This window comes from Streptomyces sp. E2N166 (assembly GCF_003671715.1).
In the GTDB taxonomy this organism is placed as follows: domain Bacteria; phylum Actinomycetota; class Actinomycetes; order Streptomycetales; family Streptomycetaceae; genus Streptomyces; species Streptomyces thinghirensis.
The window spans coordinates 1,069,405-1,088,977 of record NZ_RAIF01000032.1; the positions used below are offsets into that span (position 1 = coordinate 1,069,405).

Genomic DNA, 19,573 nt, shown 5'->3' on the forward strand with positions numbered 1-19,573 from the left:
CCGTGCGGGCGGCAGGCCAGGCGAAGGCCCACAGGGCCAGGCCGACCAGCACGGGAACCAGGACGATCACGGCGATCATGCGACGGCTGTCCATGGGGACTCCTGCCAAAAAGAAGGATCGTTCGTTTTACCCTGCCACCACCGTGCGGCGACTCGGCGTCCTTGTCAAGAAGGAACGTTCGTTTTAGGTTGGGTGTCATGGCCCGCGTATCCCAGGAACACCTCGACGCCCGCCGCCGGCAGATCCTCGACGGCGCCGCGCTCTGCTTCGCCCGCAACGGCTTCCACGCCACGTCGATGCAGGACGTGCTGAAAGAGGTCGACCTCTCGGCGGGAGCCGTCTACCGCTACTTCAGCGGCAAGGAGGAGTTGATCGAGGCCATCGTCGCCGAGGTGCTGGGCGCCATCCGGGGCGTGTACGAGCGGGCGGCGCGGGAGGACCCGCCGGCCATGCCCGACGAGCTCATCGCCCGCACCCTGGCGCACATGGCGCGGGAGCGGCCGGCGCTGACGGAAGACGGGCGGTGGCTGTTTCCGCGGCTCATGATCCAGGCCTGGACCGAGACGCTGCGCAACGAGACGCTGTCCGCGCTCCTCGACGAGGGCTTCGCCAAGGTCCTCGAGTCCTGGGCGAAGGTCGTCGTCCGCTATCAGGAAGCGGGCATGATGCGCGACGACGTCGACCCGGACGCCGTGGCCCGGACGCTGATGGCGACGGTGCAGGGCTTCGGGGTCCAGTACGCGCTCTTCGGCAGCTTCTCCCCGGAGGCTCTGCGGGCGGGCGTGCGGGGGTTGTTGAGCATGCGGGAGGCCGCCGACGGCACCGGTAATCAGTCGGTCAAGAAGGCGTGACGCGGCGGAAACACTGAAACCCTACTCTCACCCCGTCCACCTGCGGTTTTCGGGTCACCGGCGTGCGCGTTCCCGCGTATTGATGTGTGTTACATCTAGAGCCGTCGCGGTGGACGCGGCAGCCGGACCGTCCGGTCCCGGCGTCATGCCCTGTGAGGTGGTAAATGCAACTGACCCCGCACGAGCAGGAAAGACTGCTCATCCATGTGGCCGCGGACGTGGCGGAGAAGCGCCGCGCAAGAGGTGTGAAGCTCAACCATCCCGAGGTCGTCGCCCTGATCACCTCGCACATTCTCGAAGGTGCCCGGGACGGGCGCACGGTCGGCGAACTCATGGCCTCCGGACGCAAGCTGATCCAGCGCGACGAGGTCATGGAGGGCATCCCCGAAATGATCCACGACGTGCAGGTCGAGGCCACCTTCCCCGACGGCACCAAGCTGGTCACCGTCCATGATCCGATCGTCTGACGGGGACGGCAGCCAATGATTCCCGGAGAGATCCTCTTCGCCGACGAGCCGGTCGCCTTCAACGAGGGCCGCGCGAGCATCCGTCTGACCGTGCTCAACACCGCCGACCGGCCGGTCCAGGTCGGCTCCCACTACCACTTCGCCGAGGCCAATCCCGGTCTTGAACTCAACCGTGAGGCGGCTCGCGGCATGCGGCTCAACATCGCCGCCGGCACCGCCGTCCGGTTCGAGCCCGGCATCCCGGTCGACGTGGAGCTGGTCCCCCTCGCGGGTGCCCGCGTCGTGATGGGTCTGCGCGGCGCGACCGGAGGCGCCCTCGATGCCTGAACTCTCCCGTCCCGCATACGCCGACCTGTTCGGCCCGACCACCGGCGACCGCGTCCGCCTCGCCGACACCGACCTCCTCGTCGAGATCGAGGAGGACCGCTCGGGCGGCCCCGGCCGTTCCGGCGACGAAGCCGTCTTCGGTGGCGGCAAGGTGCTGCGCGAGTCCATGGGCCAGTCCCGTGCCACCCGCGCCGACGGCACCCCCGACACCGTCATCACCGGCGCCGTGGTCATCGACCACTGGGGCGTCGTCAAGGCCGACATCGGCATCCGCGACGGCCGGATCACCGGCATCGGCAAGTCCGGCAACCCGGACACCATGGACGGTGTCCACCCCGACCTCGTCATCGGCCCCGAGACGGAGGTCATCGCGGGCAACGGCAAGATCGTCACCGCGGGCGGCATCGACACGCACGTCCACTTCATCGCGCCGACCGCCGTCGACGAGGCCCTCGCCTCCGGCATCACCACCCTCATCGGCGGCGGCACGGGCCCCGCAGAGGGCAGCAAGGCGACCACCGTCACCCCCGGTTCCTGGCACCTCGCGCGGATGTTCGCCGCCCTGGAGTCCAGCCCCGTCAACATCGGCTTCCTGGGCAAGGGCAGCACCATGTCCAAGGAGTCCATGCGCGACCAACTGCGCGCCGGCATCCTCGGCTTCAAGATCCACGAGGACTGGGGCGCCACCCCGGCCGTCATCTCCGCGTGTCTGGACGTGTGCGAGGAGTCCGGTGTCCAGCTCGCCGTCCACACCGACACCCTGAACGAGGCGGGGTTCGTCGGCGACACCTTCGACGCCGTCGCCGGCCGCACCCTGCACGCCTTCCACGTCGAGGGCGCCGGCGGCGGCCACGCACCGGACATGATCACGGCGGTCTCGCTGCCCAACATGCTCCCGGCATCCACCAACCCGACCCGGCCGCACACCGTCAACACCGTCGAGGAGCACCTCGACATGCTGATGGTCTGTCACCACCTGAACCCCGCCGTCCCCGAGGACCTGGCCTTCGCGGAGTCCCGCATCCGGCCCAGCACCATCGCGGCCGAGGACATCCTGCACGACATGGGAGCGATCTCCATCATGTCGTCGGACGCCCAGGCCATGGGCCGCATCGGAGAGGTGATCCTGCGGACCTGGCAGACCGCGCACGTGATGAAGCGGCGCCGGGGCTTCCTGCCCGGCGACACCCGCGCCGACAACCTGCGCGCCCGCCGCTATGTCGCCAAGTACACCATCAACCCCGCCGTCGCTCAGGGCATCGAGCACGAGGTTGGCTCCGTCGAGACCGGCAAGCTCGCCGACCTGGTCCTGTGGGACCCGCGGTTCTTCGGCGTGAAACCGCAGCTGGTGCTCAAGGGCGGCCAGATCGCGTACGCGCAGATGGGCGACGCCAACGCCTCCATCCCCACGCCGCAGCCGGTCCTGCCGCGCCCCATGTTCGGCGCGCACGGTACGGCGCCCGCCGCCAACTCGGTCGCCTTCGTGGCGGAGGCGACCATCGAGGACGGGCTGCCGGAACGGCTCGGGCTCGGGCGCGAGTTCGTGCCCATCCGGTCGACCCGCGGCCGTACCAAGGCCGACATGCGGCAGAACGACGCCCTGCCACGGGTCGAGGTCGCCGCGGACTCCTTCGCGGTGACCATCGACGGCGAACTCGTCGAACCCGCACCCGTCGCCGAACTGCCGCTCGCGCAGCGGTACTTCCTCTTCTGAGCGCCGGCATGAGCCGCGCGACGCTGCTCGTCCTGGCGGACGGCCGCTTCCCCGCCGGAGGGCACGCCCACTCCGGCGGGGCGGAGGCCGCCGTCCGGGCGGGGCGCATCACGGACGCCGCCGGCCTGGAGGAGTTCTGCCGGGGACGGCTGCACACGAGTGGAGCCGTCGCGGCCTCCCTCGCGGCGGCCGCGGCCCTCGGCGTCGACCCCGGTGAGCTGGACCTGGCCGCGGACGCCCGCACTCCGTCCCCCGCCCTGCGCGTGGCGGCACGCAGACTCGGCCGGCAGCTGACGCGGGCCGCCCGTGCCACCTGGCCGCATCCCGAACTCGACGCGCTGGCGCGGCGGTTTCCCAAGGGCACCCACCAGCCCGTCGTCCTCGGGCTGACCGCCCGCGCGGCCGGACTCGGGCCGCTGGACGCGGCGTACTGCTCCGCCTACGAGGGGGTGAGCGGGGCGGCGACCGCCGTGGTGCGGCTGCTCAGCCTCGACCCGTTCGACGCGACCGGCGTGCTCGCGCGGCTCGCGCCCGAGGTGGACGTGGTGGCCCAGGACGCCGTGGAGGCGGGGCGGCTGGCCGTGACCGACGGGGTCGACGTGCTGCCCGCGCGGGCCGCGCCGCTGCTGGAGATCGGAGCGGAGGCGCATGCCGCCCTGCCTGTGCGGTTGTTCGCCTCGTAGCGGGTTTCGCCCCCGCCGCCCCTTCCCGTTCCCGACGCCCAGGGGCTCCGCCCCTTCGACCCCGCCAGGGGGCTCCGCCCCTGGACCCCCGTCGGCCTTGACGGCCTCGTCCTCGAACGCCGGACGGGCCGACGGGGCCGGCCTCAGTCTCATTGGAGTCGCAGCATGCATCTCGACCATCACCACGACCTCCCCGCCGTCTCCGCCGACGCCCACCGGCCCGACGGGCGCCGTCGTGCTCTGCGCATCGGGCTCGGCGGGCCCGTCGGGTCCGGGAAGACGGCGACCGTCGCCGCGCTCTGCCGGGCGCTGCGGGAGGAGTTGTCCCTCGCCGTCGTCACCAACGACATCTACACCCGTGAGGACGCCGAGTTCCTGCTCCGGGAGGCGGTACTGCCGCCGGAGCGGATCAGTGCCGTCGAGACGGGGGCCTGTCCGCACACCGCGATCCGGGACGACATCTCCGCCAACCTGGAGGCCGTCGAGGATCTGGAGGACGAGGTCGGACCGCTCGACCTGGTCCTGGTGGAGTCCGGCGGGGACAACCTCACCGCCACCTTCTCCAAGGGGCTCGTCGACGCCCAGATCTTCGTGATCGACGTGGCCGGCGGAGACGACGTCCCGCGCAAGGGCGGGCCCGGCGTCACCACCGCCGACCTGCTGATCGTGAACAAGGTCGACCTCGCCCCGTACGTCGGCTCGGACCTCGCGCGCATGGCGGCCGACGCCAAGGCACAGCGCGGTGAACTGCCCGTCGTCCTCCAGTCGCTGCGGAGCGGGGACGGGGTACGGGACGTCGCGGACTGGGTGCGGGCCCGGATCGCCGAGTGGACCGCGTGACCACTCCGGGCGGCGTACGGGCGAGGGCGCGCGTGCTCGCCCACGGCGACGGACGCGGCGGCACCGTCCTGCCCGTGCTGCAGGGGGAGGGGCCGCTCGCGGTGCGGCGGACCCGGGGGAGTGGTGCCGAGGCCCGCGTCATGCTGGTCGGCGCGATGAGCGGGCCGCTCGGCGGCGACCACTTCACGGTGACCGCCGAGGCGGCCCGGGGCGCCCGGCTGCGGATCGGCTCGGCCGCCGCCACCCTCGCCCTGCCGGGCCAGGACAAGGCCGGCGCGCGCTACGACGTCCAGCTCACCGTCGGCGACGACGCCGAACTGCACTGGCTGCCCGAGCAGTTGATCTCCGCGCACGACAGTGACCTGCACGTCACCACGCGTGTCGACCTCGCGGCCGAGGCCCGCCTCGTGCTGCGGGAGGAACAGGTGCTCGGCCGGTCCGGCGAGGAACCGGGGCGGCTCACCAGCCGTCTGACCGTACGGATCGCCGGCCGGTGCGTACTCGACCAGGAACTGGCCTGCGGTCCCGGCGCCCCGGGCGGCTGGGACGGCCCCGCCGGGCTGGCTGGGCACCGTGCCGTCGGGCAGCTCGTCGTCGTACGCCCGGAGTTCGCCGCGGACCCACCGGCGGCGCGGACCTTCGCCGAGGGCGTCGCGGTCATGCCGCTCGCCGGGCCCGCCGCACTGGTGACGGCCGTGGCACCGGACGCGCTGCTGCTCAGGCGGCTGCTGGAGGAGGCGTCGGACACGCTGGGCTGAGTTCCCGACGACCGAACATATTTCTCCGTTTATCGGATTGGCAAAGAAGTAGCGCCGCCTCTGTTCTCAGGGAACGCACAGCCGCGAGGATCCCCGTACTTGTCGCGATCACGTACGGGGAGGGCCACTTGAGGAAGAGCAGACTGGGGCGGAGGACGGCGGCGTTCGGCACGGCCGGAGCGCTGGTCACCGCCACGCTGATGGCCGGCGCCGTCGCGGCGCCCGCCGCGAGCGCCGCTCCGTCCACCGGCCATGGTTACGCGAAGGGCTGGGACCGCGAGGCACGCGGCGCCGCCATCGCCGCGGCCCGCGCCGCACGGGCCGGCATCGACTGGCAGGACTGCCCCGCCGACTGGAACCTGCCCAAGCCGATCCAGTGCGGCCACGTCACGGTGCCGCTCGACTACGCCAAGCCCTTCGGCAAGCAGATCAAGATAGCCGTCGACCGCATAGGCAACACCGGCACCAAGGCCGAGCGCCAGGGCGCGCTTCTCTACAACCCCGGCGGCCCGGGTGGCTCCGGCCTGCGCTTCCCGGCCCGCGTCACCGGCAAGAGCGCGGTCTGGGCCGACGCGGCCGAGGCCTACGACTTCGTCGGCTTCGACCCGCGCGGCGTCGGCAAGTCCGCGCCCATCTCCTGCGTCGACCCGCAGGAGTTCGTCAAGGCGCCCAAGACGGACCCCGTGCCCGGCTCCGAGGCCGACAAGCTCGCCCAGCGCAAGCTCGCCCGCCAGTACGCCGAGGGCTGCTACGAGCGCAGCGGCGAGATGCTCCCGCACATGACCACGCCGAACACCGCGCGCGACCTCGACGTCATCCGCGCCGCGCTGGGCGAGAAGAAGCTCAACTTCCTCGGCGTCTCCTACGGCACCTACCTCGGTGCCGTCTACGGCACCCTCTTCCCGGACCACGTGCGCCGGATGGTCGTCGACAGCGTCGTCAACCCGTCCCGCGACAAGATCTGGTACCAGGCCAACCTGGACCAGGACGTCGCCTTCGAGCAGCGCTGGGAGGACTGGCAGGACTGGGTCGCGAAGAACGACGCCACCTTCCACCTCGGCGACACCCGCGCCGAGGTCCAGGACCAGTGGCTCACGCTGCGCGCCGCCGCCGCGAAGGAACCGCTCGGCGGGGTCGTCGGTCCGGCCGAGCTGATCTCCTTCTTCCAGAGCGCCCCGTACTACGACTCCGCCTGGGTGCCGGTCGCGACCGTCTTCAGCGAATACGTCGCCGGTGACACCCAGGCCCTCGTCGACGCGGCCGCCCCCGACCCGACCGACACCGCGGGCAACGCCTCCGCGGAGAACGGCAACGCCGTCTACACCGCCGTGGAGTGCGCCGACGCCAAGTGGCCCACCGACTGGCGCACCTGGGACCGGGACAACACCCGGCTGCACCGCGACCACCCGTTCATGACCTGGGCCAACGCCTGGATGAACCTGCCGTGCGCCACCTGGCCGGTCAAGCAGCAGACCCCGGTGAACGTGCAGAGCGGCAAGGGTCTCCCGCCGGTGCTGATCGTCCAGTCCGAGCGGGACGCGGCCACCCCGTACGCGGGCGCCGTCGAACTGCACCAGCGGTTCAAGGGCTCGCGTCTGATCACCGAGCGGGACGCCGGTTCGCACGGCGTCACCGGCATCGTCAACCCGTGTATCAACGAGCGGGTGGACACCTACCTGCTCACCGGCAAGGTGGACGCCCGGGACGTGACCTGCGCCCCGCACGCCACACCCAAGCCGTAACGGCACCGGGTACACCGGGTACGAGGTGGGGGCGGCCGGACCGGCCGGCCGCCCCCACCGGCGTCCTCAGCCCTGCCGAGCCGTCAGCCAGGCGTCCTCCGCCGCGTAGTCGAAGAGGTCGCCGTACGCCCGGAACATCTTCGGGTACGCCTCCCGCCAGTCCCGGCCGGCCAGCCGTTCCTCCAGGAAGGCGACCGTGTCCGGCAGGGTCTCGGCGTACCGGACCACCGGGCGGTAGCCCAACTGACGTTCCGCCGCCGACATGTCGCACACGACAGGCACGGGCACCGACCACGGCGTGTCGCCCACGCCGTCCGCGGGCGGCGGACCGTCCACCAGCACGTCCTCGGTCTCCACGCCCATCACGGCGTCGATCGCCGCCGCGATCTCCGCCACCGTCGGCGCCTCCGGATCGACCGCGTTCAGGACGCGCGTACCCGGCCGCGGGGCGGCCAGCCGGATCAGCTCGGCGATGTTGTGCACGCTCGCCGGGTGGAAGCGGCTCGCACCGCCGTACGCGAGGACGCGCCGTCGCCTGCCGTCGAGGTTGCGCTTGACGAAGTACAGCTCGCGCGGGGTCCGGCAGTGCGGCCCGTGGATCGCGCCCGCGCGCAGCAGTGTGACGGGCAACCCGTCGCCCGCCGCGAGGAGTTCCCGCTCCAGTGCGATCTTGCGGGTGGAGTACGAGGTGTCGTCCGGGCGGACCGTGCGCTGCTCCTCGGTGAGCGGCACCGGGTAGCGGGGGAAGCCGCCGGGTTCGGCCTGCGTGTCGAAGTTGCGGCCCTCGTCGTCCTCGTAGACCGACAGACTGGAGATCACCACCGCCGAGCCGACCCGTCCCGCGAGCCCGACCAGCTGCCGCGCGTGCCCCTGTCCGTAGGCCACCATGTCCACCAGGACGTCACAGCCGTCACCCACCGCCGCCGACAGGGCCGCGTCGTCCTCCCGGTCGGCCCGCACCACACGTACGTCCTCGGGCCAGCCCCCGTCCCGCTCGCCGCCCCGCGAGACGGCCGTCACCTCCCAGCCGTCGCGGGCCAGCACCCCCACCGCCACCCGACCGATCTGTCCCGTCGCTCCGACCACCACAGCACGTGTCATACGGAGACCGTAGGCACCCGCCCTGCCACCCGGCCACGCCCTTCTGCCGACGGCAGACGAGCAGAACCCCGAACCCCGCCGGCGGGCAACGGTCCCTAGCGTTGCGGCAGCCGGGGGAACCTCGGGCCCTTCGCCGCCTTCGCCGCCTCCTCCGCCTTCACATCGGCCGCGTACCGGTCGACGTACTCCTGGCCGGACAGCGTCAGGACGGCGTACATGATCTCGTCGGTGACGGCGCGCAGCACGGCCTTCTCCCGTTCCAGGCCGGCGTAGCGGGAGAAGTCCAGGGGTTCGCCGAAGCGGATCACCACGGGGTGCAGCCTCGGGATCTTGCGACCCGGCGGCTGCGCCTCGAAGGTGCCGATCATCGCGCAGGGCACGACCGGCACCCCGGCCCGGAGCGCCATCACGGCGACGCCGACCTTGCCCTTGTACAGCCGGCCGTCGTGCGAGCGCGTGCCCTCCGGATAGATGCCGAGCAGCTCGTCCTTGCCCAGCACGCCGAGCCCCTCGCGGATCGCGGCCTGCCCCGCCTCCTTGCCGGTGCGGTCGACGGGGATCTGCCCGGCACTGCGGAAGAAGAACGCGGTCAGCCGGCCCTTGAGGCCCGGCCCGGTGAAGTACTCGGCCTTGGCGAGGAAGGTGATGCGGCGTCTGAGCACCGCGGGCATCAGGAAGTGGTCCGAGAACGAGAGGTGGTTGCCCGCGACGATGGCCGCCCCCGACGCCGGCACGTGGTCCAGGCCCTCGATGCGGGGGCGGAAGACGACTCTCAGCAGCGGGCCCAGCAGTACGTACTTGAGCACGTAGTAGAACACGGTGTGTCTCCCGCTCTCCCGGTAGGCAAGGCACGGCTCCGCCTGGGACGTCCGCGTCCGGTGATCGATCGTAGCCCGGACCGTGCCGGTTGGACCGGGGCCGGTTCGGCCGCTCTTCGGCCGGTTCGCTCGACGTGGTGACGTCGGCCGGGCGGTGGGGGTGCGGGCCGGCCGCACCGCCCCACCGACGCGTCTTCAGAACTTCGGCGTGGGGGCCTGCGACTCGACCAGCTCCGCCGCCTCCTCCTGGCTCTGTACCGAGGGCGGGGAGCCCTCGAGAGGCTGCTGGGCGGTCTCCTTCATGCAGGCCACCGCCACGACACCGACCAGGGCCGCGGCCATCGCGTAGTAGGCGGGCATCATGTCGGAGCCGGTCACGCTGATCAGGGCGGTGATGACCAGCGGCGTGGTACCGCCGAACAGGGACGCCGACAGGTTGTAGCCGACCGAGAGGGAGCCGTACCGGACGTTGGTCGGGAACATCGCCGGGAGCGCCGCCGACATCGTGCCGAGCAGGCAGACCAGGGAGAGACCGAGCATCAGCATGCCGGCCGAGACGGCGAGCAGACTGCCGTCCTGCACCAGCACGAAGGCCGGAGCGGACAGCACGAAGAAGCTGACCATGCCGGTCATGAGGAGGGGCTTGCGGCCGAAGCGGTCGGACAGGCGGCCGACCTGGTTGATGATCAGCATCAGCAGCACCATGGTGGCCACCAGGATCATCAGGCCGTGGCTCTCGCTGTAGTCCAGCTCGTCCGAGAGATACGTGGGCATGTACGACAGCAGCATGTAGTCGGTGATGTTGTACGCGCCGACGAGCGCGATGCACAGCACCAGCGAGCGCCAGTGCGTGCGGAAGATCTTGGCGAGGTCGCCCCGCGCGGTGGTCTCCACCGCGGTCGCCGCCTCCGAGATGTGGACGTTGGAGTCCTCCAGCTTCAGGAACGCGGGCGTGTCGTCCAGCCTCAGCCGCAGATAGATACCGACGATGCCGAGCGGCGCCGCGACCAGGAACGGGATGCGCCAGCCCCAGACGTCCATGGTGTCGCTGCCGAGCCAGGCCGTGAGGCCGGTGACCAGGCTCGCGGCGCCGGTGTACCCGGCCAGCGTGCCCAGCTCCAGGAAGCTGCCGAAGAAACCGCGCCGCTTGTCGGGCGCGTACTCGGCGATGAACGTGGACGCACCGCCGTACTCGCCGCCGGTCGAGAAGCCCTGGAGCAGGCGGAACAGGATCAGCAGGACGGGGGCCCAGAAGCCGATGGAGTCGTAGCTGGGGATGAGCCCGATGGCGGCGGTGCCGATCGCCATGAGGATCATCGTCAGCGCGAGCACCTTCTTGCGGCCGACCTTGTCGCCCATCGGACCGAACACCATGCCGCCGAGCGGGCGCACCAGGAACGCCACGGCGAACGTGGCGAACGAGGAGAGCAGCTGCACGGTGTCACTCCCGGACGGGAAGAACACGCGGCCGATGGTGCCGGCCAGATACGCGTAGATGCCGAAGTCGAACCACTCCATGGCATTGCCCAGAGAGGCGGCCTTCACCGCCCTCTTGACCGCGGCCTCGTCCGTGACGGTGATGTCCGACCGGCGCAGGCGGGGGTTCTGCCGACGCTTGATCGCCCGGAAAAGGGCCGGGTGGCGGCGGATCGCCGCGGCGTCGGACTCTTGGCCGTTCTCGGTGGGGGACGTGGCGGACTCCCTTTCCACGGGCAGTCGCTCCCGGCGGAGGGCTGCTCGGTCGTACGTTTCTCAGGTCGTACCGTTCCCCCGATCATCCTGGGTATGGTCGTGACTTCGGTCATGTGGTTGAGCCGATGAGGTGAGCGCGCGCGGACGGGCGCGGTGAGTACGCTTCGACCATGCGCATCTCCGTCTCCTCCGACATGGACGAACCCGTCGCCCGCCTCCTCGTCGAGGAGCTGCGCGGGCGGGGCCACGAGGTGCTGGCGCACGGCGCGCTGCGGCCCGGCGCGGACCCGCGGTGGGCGGTGTGCTCGGAGCGGGCGGCGCGCGAGGTCGCCGAGGGCACGGCCGACCAGGCGGTGGTGTGCTGCTGGACCGGCACGGGCGCGTCGATCGCCGCCAACAAGGTGCCGGGAGTACGGGCCGCCCTGTGCGCCGACGCGTACACCGCGGACGGGGCCCGCCGCTGGAACGACGCCAACGTGCTCGCGCTCAGTCTGCGGCTGACGTCGGCGCCGCTGCTGCGGGAGATCCTCGACGCCTGGTTCGCGGGCGCGCCCGGCGAGGACGCCGAGGACCGGGAGAACGTGACACACGTGGAGCGGCTCGACCGGGGCCGGGCCGCTCCGTGACGGCACCTGGGGCGGGGGTCAGGACGTCAGGACCTTCTCCAGCGTCCCGAGCGCCCCTTCCAGCTCCTCACCGGTGACGGTCAGTGGCGGCGCCAGGCGGATCGTGGAGCCGTGCGTGTCCTTGACGAGGATGCCCTCGCGCATCAGACGCTCGCTGACCTCGCGGCCCGTGCCGAGCGCCGGGTCGACGTCGACGCCCGCCCACAGTCCCCGCGCGCGGAAGCCGACGACGCCCTTGCCGACCAGGGCGGTCAGACCCTCGCGCAGCACCGCTCCCAGCTCGGTCGCCCGGCGCTGGAACTCGCCCGTCTCCAGCAGCTCCACCACCGCGGTGCCGACCGCGGCCGCCAGCGGGTTGCCGCCGAACGTCGAACCGTGCTCGCCCGGGTGCAGCACACCGAGCACCTCCCGGCTGCCGACCACCGCCGACACCGGGACGATGCCGCCGCCCAGCGCCTTGCCGAGCAACACCACGTCCGGCACGACGGATTCGTGCTCGACGGCGAGGGTGCGCCCCGTGCGACCGAGACCCGACTGGATCTCGTCCGCGACGAAGAGGCACCCGGCGCGGCGGGTCAGCTCCCGCACGCCGGCCAGATAGCCGTCGTCCGGGATCAGCACGCCCGCCTCGCCCTGGATCGGCTCGATCAGCACGGCCGCCGTCGTCTCGTCGACCGCCGCCTCCATGGCCGCCAGGTCGTTGTACGGGACGACCCGGAAGCCGGGCGTGAAGGGGCCGAAGCCGGAGCGGGCCGTCTCATCCGTGGAGAAGCTCACGATCGTCGTCGTACGGCCGTGGAAGTTGTCCGCCGCGACGACGATCGTCGCCCGGTCGGCCGGGACGCCCTTCACGTCGTAGGCCCACTTGCGGGCCACCTTGATCCCGCTCTCCACCGCCTCCGCGCCGGTGTTCATGGGCAGCACCATGTCCGTGCCGGTCAGCGCGGCCAGCCGCTCGGCGAAGGACGCGAGCCGGTCGTTGTGGAAGGCGCGGGAGGTGAGGGTCAGCCGGTCCAGCTGGCGGTGGGCGGCGTCGACCAGCGCCGGGTGACGGTGGCCGAAGTTGAGCGCCGAGTAGCCGGCCAGCATGTCCAGATAGCGGCGGCCCTCCACGTCCTCGACCCAGGCGCCCTCCGCGCGGGCCACGACCACGGGCAGCGGGTGGTAGTTGTGCGCGAGGACGGGCTCCTCCGCGCGGATCAGTTCCTCGGAGCCGCGGTTGCGGGCGGGTGCGGTCATGAGCGGATCTCCCGGATCTCCTGGGTGCAGCACTTGATGCCGCCACCCGCCTTGTGGAACTCGGACAGGTCGACGGGGACGGGGACGTAGCCGAGGCCGGCGAGCTGATCGGCGAGTCCCCGGGCCCCGGGCGAGATGAACACGTGCCGTCCGTCGGAGACGGAGTTGAGCCCGAACGCCATCGCGTCCTCGAGGGTGGCGATCACCGCGTCCGGGTAGAGCCGCTCCAGCACCTCACGGCTGCCGGGCGAGAAGGCCCCGGGGTAGTAGGCGACGTTCCCGGCGGCCCCTTCGCCGCCGTCGTCGAGCACGAACAGGGCCGTGTCCAGATGGTAGAAGTACGGATCCACGAGCGTCAGCGAGATCACCGGCACGCCGAAGAACTCCTGCACCTCGCGATGCGCCTCACGGGTCGTACGGAATCCCGTGCCGGCCAGCATCCAGGGGCCGGCCGGGACCAGGTCGCCCTCGCCCTCGCAGACCGCCTCGGAGTGCTGGACCTCGAAACCCTCCGTCTTGAACCACGCCTCGTAGGGCACCGACTCGGGACGTCGCTCGGGCGCGTGGAAGTGGGAGCAGAAGACCCGGCCCTCGACGACGACCGCACAGTTCGCGGCGAAGACCATGTCGGGCAGGCCCGGGACCGCCTCGACCGCGTCGACGGTGTGGCCGTGGGCGCGGTAGGTGTCGACCAGTGACTGCCACTGGTCCAGGGCGCGGATGACGTCGACCGGCCGGCCGGTGCTCATCCACGGATTGATCGCGTACTGCACGGCGAAGTGTCTGGGTTCGCAGACCAGGAAGCGCCGCCGGCGCGGCACACGTGATTCGGGCACAGAGGGGTTCCTCCGCTTCCTTACGGGTTGTGACTGAGGGATGACACCACGGTAGAAAGCGAAGGAGACGGACGACAAGCGACAATAGCTGCGTGTTGGCGCAGTATCGCTGCGTCCTGAGCCAGGTCAGCGCACGTCTGCTGCGCCTTCGGCCGGGCCGGGTGCCCCGCCTCCGGGCGCCGGAAGACTCGCACCGGCCTCCGGGGCGTCCTGGATCAGATGGGACAGCACCATCACGCTGATCGTTTTCCGGATGAACGGCTCGGCCCGGATCCGCTCCAGCACCTCCTCGAAGTGCTCCACGTCCCGCGCCCGCACATGCAGCAACGCGTCCGCCCCACCGGTCACCGTCATGGCCGCCGTGATCTCCGGGTAGCCGCGCGCGACCTCCGCCAGCCGCCTCGGCGGCGCCGCACCCTCGCAGTACACCTCCACGTACGCCTCGGTGCGCCAGCCCAGCGCGGACGGGCGCACCGTCGCGGTGAACCCGGTGATCACCCCGGTCTCGCGCAGCCGGTCCACCCGCCGCTTGACCGCCGTCGAGGACAGCCCGACCTCCGCGCCGATCTCCGCGAAGGACGTTCTGGCGTTCGCCATCAGGGCGGTGACGATCTTCCGGTCGAGTTCGTCGAACGGCGTGGGCCTGCTGTTCATGCGGGCACTGTATCCAGCGGATACGTCCGCGGCGGGAACGTGTGCAGGCGTACGGATTGCTCCTACACTCCAGCCTCATGCTGCGCGCCCTTGCTGTCGACGACGAACGCCCCACGCTCGAGGAACTCGTCTATCTGCTGAACGCCGATCCCCGCATCGGTACGGCGGAGGGCGCGGGAGACGCGACCGAGGCGCTGCGCCGCATCAACCGCGCCCTGGAGTCGGGCCCCGACGGGCCGGACGCCATCGACGTCGTCTTCCTCGACATCCAGATGCCGGGCCTGGACGGACTCGACCTGGCCCGGCTGCTGAGCGGGTTCGCCCGGCCGCCGCTGGTCGTCTTCGTCACCGCGCACGAGGACTTCGCCGTGCAGGCCTTCGATCTCAAGGCCGTCGACTACGTCCTCAAACCCGTCCGCCGGGAAAGGCTCGCCGAGGCGGTCCGCCGCGCCGCCGAACGCCGGGGCACCACCACTCCCGCTCCCCGCATACCCGTGCACGAACCCGACCCCGACCACATCACCGTGGAACTCGGCGGCGTCACCCGCTTCGTCCCCGTCGAGGACATCACCCACGTCGAGGCCCAGGGCGACTACGCCCGCCTGCACACCGACCGGGGCAGCCACCTCGTGCGCATCCCCCTGTCCACCCTGGAGGAGCGCTGGCGCGCCCGCGGTTTCGTCCGCATCCACCGCCGGCACCTCGTCGCCCTGCGCCACATCGGCGAACTCCGCCTGGACGCGGGCACCGTCAGCGTCCTGGTCGGCACCGAGGAACTCCAGGTCAGCCGGCGCCACGCCCGTGAACTGCGGGACCTGCTCATGCGGAGGCCGTGAGCCATGCCCCAGGACCCCACCGAACGCCGCGTCACCGTCACCGGCCCGCCCAGGCGGACCCGACGGGCCTCCGGCTACTACCGCCCGCGCACCGAGATCGACGAGCAGACCACCCTCGGGCACACCTACGTCCGCTCCCTCATGCGCAGCCAGCTGCGCGCCGGCCTCACCGCCTTCGCGGTCCTCGGACTCCTCGTCGGGCCGCTGCCGCTGCTGTTCGCGGCGATGCCCGACGCCCGTCGCCTGGAATGGGGCGTCCTCGGCTTCGGCCTGTACGCCCCGCTGGTCCTCCTCGCCCGCTGGTACGTGCGCCGCGCCGAACGCAACGAACGCGACCTCGTCCGTCTCGTCGAGGACCGATGACCTTGTCCAGCGAGGCCGTGAAGGCGCCATGAACTCCAGCTACGCCATACCCGCCGTCGCCCTCGTCGTCGTCGCCACCGTCCTCGTCGGGGCCTTCGGCCTGCGCATCTCCCGCACCACCTCCGACTTCTACGTCGCCTCCCGCACCGTCGGCCCCCGCCTGAACGCCGCCGCCATCAGCGGCGAGTACCTCTCCGCCGCGTCCTTCCTCGGCATCGCGGGCCTGGTCCTGGTCCAGGGCCCCGACATGCTCTGGTACCCCGTCGGCTACACCGCCGGGTACCTGGTCCTGCTGCTCTTCGTCGCCGCTCCGCTGCGCCGCTCCGGCGCCTACACGCTGCCCGACTTCGCCGAGGCCCGGCTCGCCTCCCAGGGGGTACGGCGGCTCGCGGGGGCCTTCGTCGTCGGCGTCGGCTGGCTGTACCTGCTGCCCCAGCTCCAGGGCGCCGGACTGACCCTGACCGTGCTGAGCGGGGCGCCCGACTGGCTGGGCGGGGTGATCGTCGCCGTCGTCGTCACCGCCATCGTCGCCGCCGGCGGCATGCGCAGCATCACCTTCGTCCAGGCTTTCCAGTACTGGCTGAAACTCACCGCCCTGCTCGTCCCCGCCCTCTTCCTGGTGCTGGCCTGGCAGGGCGACGGCGCCCCCGGCCGCCCCTTCGACGAACCCGCCACCTTCCGCGAGCAGCGCTCCGTCCGGGTCGACGACAGCCTCACCCTCAAGCTCGACCGTCCGCTGACCGTCACCGTCGACGGCACCGTGGACGGCCGCACCCACGACGACGCCCGGCTCAGCCTGCCCGCCGGCACCCATTACATCCAGTCCGGCACCCGGCTCACCTTCGCCAAGGACACCCCGGTCCCGGCCGCCGGACGCGGCGCCGACGACGCCCTGTCACCCTCCCGGGCCGAGAGCCGCACCGAGCGCCCGCTGTACGCCACGTACGGTCTGATCCTCGCCACCTTCCTCGGCACCATGGGCCTGCCGCACGTCGTGGTCCGCTTCTACACCAGCCCGCACGGCGTCGCCGCCCGCCGCACCACCGTCGCCGTGCTCGGTCTGATCGGCGCCTTCTACCTGCTGCCGCCCGTCTACGGCGCCCTCGGCCGCCTGTACGCCCCCGAGCTGACCCTCACCGGCGACGCCGACGCGGCCGTCCTGCTGCTGCCCGACCGGGTGATCGGGGGAGTGGGCGGCGACCTGCTCGGCGCCCTGGTGGCGGGGGGTGCCTTCGCCGCGTTCCTGTCGACCGCGTCCGGGCTGACCATGGCCGTCGCGGGCGTCCTCACCCAGGACGTGCTGCCGTCCCGCGCCGTCCCGCACTTCCGGCTCGGCACCGTCCTCGCCATGGCCGTACCGCTGGCGGCGAGCGCGCTGGTCGGCGGGCTGCCGGTCGCCGACGCCGTCGGCCTCGCCTTCGCCGTGTCCGCCTCCTCCTTCTGCCCGCTGCTCGTCCTCGGCATCTGGTGGCGGCGGCTGACCCCGCCCGGCGCGGCGGCCGGAATGCTGGTGGGCGGCGGCTCCGCCCTGCTCGCCGTCGCCGCCACCATGGGCGGCTTCCCGGGCGGGGGCGGCGCGCTGCACGCGCTGCTGGCCTGGCCGGCGCTCTGGTCGGTGCCGCTGGGCTTCCTCACCATGGTGCTGGTCTCCCTGGCCACCCCGGGCCGGGTACCGGCCGGGACGGCGGCGATCCTGGCCCGCTTCCACCTGCCGGAGGAACTGCGCACGGAGGAACTGCGCACGGAGGACCCGCGCACGGAGGACCCGCACAGAGACAAACCGCGCAGAGACGAACCGCGCAGAGACGAACCGCGCGTCACGGAGGGTCCGCGCAAGGAGGCGGCCCCGTGAGCGGCTCCATGGGCGGTTTCCTCGCGGGGCTGGTCGTCGCCGTGCTGCCCCTGCTGGCCGCGGGCTTCTGGCTGGGGCGCCGCACGGCCCGTCCGCAGAACCTCGGCGGACTCGGTACCCCGGTCGAGCACGCCACCTTCCAGACCCTGCACACCGCCTCTCTTGCCACACCGCCGCTGCGCGGGGGCCTGACCGAGGAGACCGCCGGCAAGTCGGCCCGCAAGCTGCGCTCCCTGCTCGGCACGGACGCGCTGTGCCTGACCGACCTCAAGGAGGTCCTGGTCTGGGACGGCGTGGGCGCCCATCACCGCTCGGAGATCATGGAGCGCCTCGCAGGACCCCTGGAGACCGGCCGCGGCGAGGCCTTCCCGCTCAGCTGCGACACCCCCGACTGCGCGGTGCGCTGGGCGGTCGTCGCCCCGCTCACCGTCGACGACCGGGTGCACGGCGCCCTCGTCGCGTGCGCGCCCCGCGAGTCCGCCGTCCTGGTACGGGCCGCCGGCGAGGTCGCCCGCTGGGTCTCCGTCCAACTGGAGCTGGCCGACCTCGACCAGTCCCGCACCCGGCTCATCGAGGCCGAGATCAAGGCCCTGCGCGCCCAGATCTCTCCGCACTTCATCTTCAACTCGCTCGCGGTCATCGCCTCGTTCGTGCGCACCGACCCCGAGCGCGCCCGCGAGCTGCTCCTGGAGTTCGCCGACTTCACCCGCTACTCGTTCCGGCGGCACGGGGACTTCACCACCCTCGCCGACGAACTGCACGCCATCGACCACTACCTGGCACTGGTGCGGGCCCGCTTCGGCGACCGCCTCGCCGTCACCCTCCAGGTGGCCCCCGAGGTGCTGCCGGTCGCGCTGCCCTTCCTCTGCCTCCAGCCGCTCGTCGAGAACGCCGTCAAGCACGGCCTGGAGGGCAAGTCCGACCGGTGCCGCATCCAGATCACCGCGCAGGACGCGGGCGCCGAGGCCCTGGTCGTCATAGAGGACGACGGCGCCGGAATGGACCCCGGTCTGCTGCGCCGCATCCTCGCGCGCGAGGTCAGCCCGTCGGGCGGCATCGGGCTGTCCAACGTCGACGACCGGCTCCGCCAGGTCTACGGAGACGACCACGGCCTGGTCATCGAGACGGCCGTCGGCGCGGGCATGAAGATCACGGTCCGGCTGCCGAAGTACCAGCCGGGCGTGCACTCGGCGGGCCGGCTCGGCCGCGAGTGAGCCGTCGTGCGCCCTGTGCGGGGCTCAGGCGCTGCGTGTGGCCACCATCCCCAGGGTGATCAGGCCCAGCACGACCCAGCCGAACCACAGCCAGCCGTTGCTCCCGAGCGCCACCGTGTAGGCCGTCACCGCGACCAGGCCGCCGATGGTGAGCGCCCCCATCGTCTTCGTGGAACTGTCCGTGGAACCGGGCATCGCAACACCCTCCTCATGGTCCGTTCCCCTCCATGGTGCCCCCGTTCTGCCTCCGTACGGTGCAGACGGCGAGATGTACGCCGGATTTCCAGGCCCCCGCGGCCGTCCGGGACCCGGCCTCGTACACGGAGGGGTCGAATCCGTAGTCGCGCGGCGGCACCTCCCGCGCACAAGCGCGGTCCGCCGCCGCGGGAGCCTCGGCGAGCGTGACGTCGTAGGCCAATCGGGTGAATCCGAGCACCTGGGCGTCGTACCGGCCCGCGCAGGACACCAGTCGGACCTCCCGCGCGGAGCGCACGTCCAGGCAGTCCCGGCGCTGCATGGTCGCGGTGTCCGCGAACACCGAGCCCGGCGCGCGATGCCGCCCGAGCGGCCCGTACACCGGCCCGTGCGCTCCCAGCACCAGGCAGGCGGTGCGCCTCCGGGCGGTCTCGAACCCGCCGTCGGCCGGCACCACCGCCACACCGCGCACCCCGGCCAGCCGGCCCCGGACCTCCCGCGTCCGCTCCTCGCACCGCGCCGGCCCCAGCTCGCGTGCCTCCGCCGCGGAGGAGGCGGGCACGAACGCCATCACCTGGCCGTCGGGCGCCCCGCCCCGGCAGCCCGGGTCCACGGTGAGACGCGGCGTCCCCGCGAACCGGGTGCCGCCCGGCCACCGGGCGCGGACGCAGTCCCCGACCTCCAGCGGTGCCACGAGCCCCACGGCGTCGCCGTACGGCGCCCCGGTCCCGTCGGCCGCCCGGTCGGCCAGGGCGTACCAGACG

The 19,573-nt window shown here is 72.2% G+C and carries 21 protein-coding genes; 13 read left to right on the forward strand and 8 right to left on the reverse strand.

What is annotated here, in order from left to right; all coding sequences use genetic code 11:
- Positions 1-198: 198 nt before the first annotated feature.
- From EBH09_RS31800 to EBH09_RS31835, 8 genes are all read left to right on the forward strand, one after another.
- Positions 199-852 (forward strand): TetR/AcrR family transcriptional regulator, encoded by a 654-nt coding sequence (locus EBH09_RS31800; protein ID WP_121750309.1) that lies wholly within the window; start codon positions 199-201, stop codon positions 850-852.
- A 164-nt stretch (positions 853-1,016) separates the two neighbouring features.
- Positions 1,017-1,319, forward strand: coding sequence for an urease subunit gamma (locus EBH09_RS31805; RefSeq protein ID WP_121750310.1), 303 nt, complete (start codon positions 1,017-1,019; stop codon positions 1,317-1,319).
- Positions 1,320-1,334: 15 nt separating this feature from the next.
- Positions 1,335-1,646, forward strand: coding sequence for an urease subunit beta (locus EBH09_RS31810; RefSeq protein ID WP_121750311.1), 312 nt, complete (start codon positions 1,335-1,337; stop codon positions 1,644-1,646).
- Positions 1,639-3,360, forward strand: a complete 1,722-nt coding sequence (locus EBH09_RS31815; protein WP_121750312.1) for an urease subunit alpha — start codon at positions 1,639-1,641, stop codon at positions 3,358-3,360. Before EBH09_RS31810 ends, EBH09_RS31815 begins: the two co-directional genes overlap by 8 nt.
- An 8-nt stretch (positions 3,361-3,368) precedes the next feature.
- Entirely contained in the window at positions 3,369-4,043 is a 675-nt protein-coding gene (locus EBH09_RS31820) for an urease accessory UreF family protein (protein WP_121750313.1), read from the forward strand.
- Between the two features lie 165 nt (positions 4,044-4,208).
- Positions 4,209-4,883 carry an urease accessory protein UreG gene (ureG, locus tag EBH09_RS31825; protein ID WP_121750314.1) on the forward strand — a complete coding sequence of 225 codons (675 nt, stop codon included), beginning with the start codon at positions 4,209-4,211 and terminating at the stop codon, positions 4,881-4,883.
- Positions 4,871-5,641, forward strand: a complete 771-nt coding sequence (locus EBH09_RS31830) for an urease accessory protein UreD (protein ID WP_193776639.1) — start codon at positions 4,871-4,873, stop codon at positions 5,639-5,641. The genes ureG and EBH09_RS31830 overlap by 13 nt, the downstream gene beginning before the upstream one ends.
- A gap of 128 nt (positions 5,642-5,769) precedes the next feature.
- The gene (locus tag EBH09_RS31835; RefSeq protein WP_121750315.1) at positions 5,770-7,383 is read left to right on the forward strand and encodes an alpha/beta hydrolase; all 1,614 of its coding nucleotides are present in this window, start codon (positions 5,770-5,772) and stop codon (positions 7,381-7,383) included.
- 66 nt (positions 7,384-7,449) lie between these two features.
- Here the strand turns inward: EBH09_RS31835 and EBH09_RS31840 are convergent, their stop codons facing one another.
- The 3 genes from EBH09_RS31840 to proP form a co-directional block, all read right to left on the reverse strand.
- Complete coding sequence (locus EBH09_RS31840) at positions 7,450-8,484, reverse strand: NAD-dependent epimerase/dehydratase family protein (RefSeq protein WP_121750316.1); 1,035 nt, start codon at positions 8,482-8,484, stop codon at positions 7,450-7,452.
- Between the two features lie 95 nt (positions 8,485-8,579).
- Positions 8,580-9,302, reverse strand: coding sequence for a lysophospholipid acyltransferase family protein (locus EBH09_RS31845; protein WP_121750317.1), 723 nt, complete (start codon positions 9,300-9,302; stop codon positions 8,580-8,582).
- Between the two features lie 195 nt (positions 9,303-9,497).
- On the reverse strand, positions 9,498-11,012 hold the full coding sequence (gene proP / locus EBH09_RS31850; RefSeq protein ID WP_121750318.1) for a glycine betaine/L-proline transporter ProP: 1,515 nt from the start codon (positions 11,010-11,012) through the stop codon (positions 9,498-9,500).
- 152 nt (positions 11,013-11,164) lie between these two features.
- Between proP and EBH09_RS31855 the strand changes: the two genes are divergently transcribed.
- A complete protein-coding gene (locus EBH09_RS31855; protein WP_121750319.1) occupies positions 11,165-11,620 on the forward strand; it encodes an RpiB/LacA/LacB family sugar-phosphate isomerase in 456 nt (151 codons plus the stop codon).
- An 18-nt stretch (positions 11,621-11,638) separates the two neighbouring features.
- On the opposite strand, the gene rocD is transcribed toward EBH09_RS31855, so the two are convergent.
- From rocD to EBH09_RS31870, 3 genes are all read right to left on the reverse strand, one after another.
- The gene (gene rocD, locus EBH09_RS31860; protein WP_121750320.1) at positions 11,639-12,859 is read right to left on the reverse strand and encodes an ornithine--oxo-acid transaminase; all 1,221 of its coding nucleotides are present in this window, start codon (positions 12,857-12,859) and stop codon (positions 11,639-11,641) included.
- Positions 12,856-13,695 carry a dimethylargininase gene (gene ddaH, locus EBH09_RS31865; RefSeq protein WP_121750321.1) on the reverse strand — a complete coding sequence of 280 codons (840 nt, stop codon included), beginning with the start codon at positions 13,693-13,695 and terminating at the stop codon, positions 12,856-12,858. The genes rocD and ddaH overlap by 4 nt, the downstream gene beginning before the upstream one ends.
- 126 nt (positions 13,696-13,821) lie before the next feature.
- Positions 13,822-14,349, reverse strand: coding sequence for an Lrp/AsnC family transcriptional regulator (locus EBH09_RS31870; protein ID WP_121750322.1), 528 nt, complete (start codon positions 14,347-14,349; stop codon positions 13,822-13,824).
- Positions 14,350-14,426: 77 nt separating this feature from the next.
- Here EBH09_RS31870 and EBH09_RS31875 point away from each other — a divergent pair, with 77 nt between their 5' ends.
- Genes EBH09_RS31875 through EBH09_RS31890 form a run of 4 tightly spaced genes read left to right on the forward strand, consistent with a single transcriptional unit; the run spans position 14,427 to position 18,614 of the window.
- The gene (locus tag EBH09_RS31875; protein ID WP_121750323.1) at positions 14,427-15,185 is read left to right on the forward strand and encodes a LytTR family DNA-binding domain-containing protein; all 759 of its coding nucleotides are present in this window, start codon (positions 14,427-14,429) and stop codon (positions 15,183-15,185) included.
- A gap of 3 nt (positions 15,186-15,188) precedes the next feature.
- Positions 15,189-15,548 carry a hypothetical protein gene (locus EBH09_RS31880; protein WP_121750324.1) on the forward strand — a complete coding sequence of 120 codons (360 nt, stop codon included), beginning with the start codon at positions 15,189-15,191 and terminating at the stop codon, positions 15,546-15,548.
- 28 nt (positions 15,549-15,576) lie between these two features.
- Complete coding sequence (locus EBH09_RS31885) at positions 15,577-17,400, forward strand: cation acetate symporter (protein ID WP_238697499.1); 1,824 nt, start codon at positions 15,577-15,579, stop codon at positions 17,398-17,400.
- 8 nt (positions 17,401-17,408) lie between these two features.
- On the forward strand, positions 17,409-18,614 hold the full coding sequence (locus EBH09_RS31890) for a histidine kinase (RefSeq protein WP_193776746.1): 1,206 nt from the start codon (positions 17,409-17,411) through the stop codon (positions 18,612-18,614).
- Positions 18,615-18,638: 24 nt separating this feature from the next.
- Here EBH09_RS31890 and EBH09_RS31895 read toward each other — a convergent pair whose 3' ends face one another.
- Together EBH09_RS31895 and EBH09_RS31900 are read right to left on the reverse strand one after the other, a co-directional pair.
- Positions 18,639-18,809: a hypothetical protein gene (locus EBH09_RS31895; RefSeq protein ID WP_107291848.1), complete on the reverse strand. Its 171-nt coding sequence runs from the start codon at positions 18,807-18,809 to the stop codon at positions 18,639-18,641.
- 13 nt (positions 18,810-18,822) lie between these two features.
- A partial coding sequence (locus EBH09_RS31900; RefSeq protein WP_193776640.1) for a septum formation family protein occupies positions 18,823-19,573 on the reverse strand: 751 nt, incomplete at its 5' end.

Coding starts and splice junctions, on each gene's coding strand:
- EBH09_RS31800 (WP_121750309.1), top strand. CDS start 199: ATGGCCCGCGTATCCCAGGAACACCTCGACGCCCGCCGCCGGCAGATC.
- rocD (WP_121750320.1), bottom strand. CDS start 12,859: ATGACCGCACCCGCCCGCAACCGCGGCTCCGAGGAACTGATCCGCGCG.
- EBH09_RS31890 (WP_193776746.1), top strand. CDS start 17,409: ATGGGCGGTTTCCTCGCGGGGCTGGTCGTCGCCGTGCTGCCCCTGCTG.
- EBH09_RS31870 (WP_121750322.1), bottom strand. CDS start 14,349: ATGAACAGCAGGCCCACGCCGTTCGACGAACTCGACCGGAAGATCGTC.
- EBH09_RS31855 (WP_121750319.1), top strand. CDS start 11,165: ATGCGCATCTCCGTCTCCTCCGACATGGACGAACCCGTCGCCCGCCTC.
- EBH09_RS31895 (WP_107291848.1), bottom strand. CDS start 18,809: ATGCCCGGTTCCACGGACAGTTCCACGAAGACGATGGGGGCGCTCACC.
- EBH09_RS31805 (WP_121750310.1), top strand. CDS start 1,017: ATGCAACTGACCCCGCACGAGCAGGAAAGACTGCTCATCCATGTGGCC.
- EBH09_RS31810 (WP_121750311.1), top strand. CDS start 1,335: ATGATTCCCGGAGAGATCCTCTTCGCCGACGAGCCGGTCGCCTTCAAC.
- ureG (WP_121750314.1), top strand. CDS start 4,209: ATGCATCTCGACCATCACCACGACCTCCCCGCCGTCTCCGCCGACGCC.
- EBH09_RS31820 (WP_121750313.1), top strand. CDS start 3,369: ATGAGCCGCGCGACGCTGCTCGTCCTGGCGGACGGCCGCTTCCCCGCC.
- EBH09_RS31885 (WP_238697499.1), top strand. CDS start 15,577: ATGAACTCCAGCTACGCCATACCCGCCGTCGCCCTCGTCGTCGTCGCC.
- EBH09_RS31840 (WP_121750316.1), bottom strand. CDS start 8,484: ATGACACGTGCTGTGGTGGTCGGAGCGACGGGACAGATCGGTCGGGTG.
- EBH09_RS31815 (WP_121750312.1), top strand. CDS start 1,639: ATGCCTGAACTCTCCCGTCCCGCATACGCCGACCTGTTCGGCCCGACC.
- EBH09_RS31875 (WP_121750323.1), top strand. CDS start 14,427: ATGCTGCGCGCCCTTGCTGTCGACGACGAACGCCCCACGCTCGAGGAA.
- EBH09_RS31880 (WP_121750324.1), top strand. CDS start 15,189: ATGCCCCAGGACCCCACCGAACGCCGCGTCACCGTCACCGGCCCGCCC.